The organism is Bacteroides sp. 1001136B_160425_E2, from assembly GCF_015559655.1.
In the GTDB taxonomy this organism is placed as follows: Bacteria; Bacteroidota; Bacteroidia; order Bacteroidales; family Bacteroidaceae; genus Bacteroides; species Bacteroides luhongzhouii.
In genome coordinates, this window is record NZ_JADMQH010000056.1 from 1 (window position 1) to 1,250 (window position 1,250).

Genomic DNA, 1,250 nt, shown 5'->3' on the forward strand with positions numbered 1-1,250 from the left:
AGATTGCCGTTCGTTTAAATATGCTTGGCTGTGCTTGTGTAGATATGCCAATCGGTTATGTAGAACCCACAAAGATTAGTAATGACGACACAAAAAAACTTTAACGTATTTCTATTCATTCTGCTGTTAGGAGTTTTTTCTCCTTTGATGGCTCAAAATATGAGCGATTCCCAGGTACTTGAATATGTCAAGGATGGCATCCGCCAGGGGAAAGAACAGAAACAACTAGCCTCCGAACTGGCACGTAAAGGTGTGACCAAGGAACAGGCGGTGCGTGTGAAGCAAATGTATGAGCAGCAAAACAATGTCAATGCTTCTACTGCAACGGGTACTGATGTCAATGAATCACGCCTTCGTGAGGAAATGAAGGAGAACACTTCCGATATGCTGGAAGACCACCCGAGCACTCAAGACCTTGCACGTGGTAATCAAGTTTTCGGAAGAAACATCTTTAATACCCGTAACCTGACTTTTGAACCCAGTGTCAATATCGCTACCCCTTTAAATTACCGTCTCGGTCCCGGTGACGAAGTGATTATCGACATCTGGGGAGCCAGCCAGAACACTATCCGTCAACAGATTTCTCCTGATGGCACGATCAACATTCAGAAAATAGGTCCCGTCAACCTGAACGGACTAACCATTTCTGAAGCCAATGACTATCTCAAAAAAACATTGAACAAGATATATAATGGTCTTAATAATACGAATGACCCTACTTCTGACATCCGTCTGACTTTGGGCAGCATCCGTACTATTCAGATTAATGTAATGGGTGAAGTAGTCCAGCCGGGTACTTACTCTCTGTCATCCTTTTCTACTGTGTTCCATGCGCTTTACCGTGCCGGTGGAGTCAGTGACATAGGAAGCCTTCGTAATGTGCAGCTGGTACGTAACGGTAAAAATATCGCCACGATTGACGTTTACCAATTTATCATGAAAGGAAACATTCAGGATGATGTTCGTCTGCAAGAAGGTGATGTTGTGATTGTTCCCGCTTATGACATATTGGTAAAGATCGACGGAAAAGTGAAACGTCCAATGCGCTTCGAAATGAAGAAGGACGAAAACTTATCTACTCTAATCAGTTATGCCGGTGGATTTGACGCCGACGCCTACACCCGTTCCTTGCGTGTCGTACGCCAAAACGGGCAGGAGTATGAAGTAAACACTGTCAAAGACCTTGATTATAGTGTCTATAAAATGCGGAATGGTGATGTTGTGACCGCCGAGGCTATCCTTAACCGCTT

Annotated in this window: 1 protein-coding gene and 1 pseudogene; both read left to right on the forward strand. The window is 44.2% G+C overall.

Annotation, left to right across the window (positions count from 1 at the left end):
- Nucleotides 1-104: pseudogene (locus tag I2I04_RS23085) on the forward strand (transcriptional regulator); the annotation flags it as partial.
- A partial coding sequence (locus I2I04_RS23090) for a polysaccharide biosynthesis/export family protein (RefSeq protein WP_195655947.1) occupies nt 82-1,250 on the forward strand: 1,169 nt, incomplete at its 3' end. The pseudogene I2I04_RS23085 and the gene I2I04_RS23090, both read left to right, overlap by 23 nt.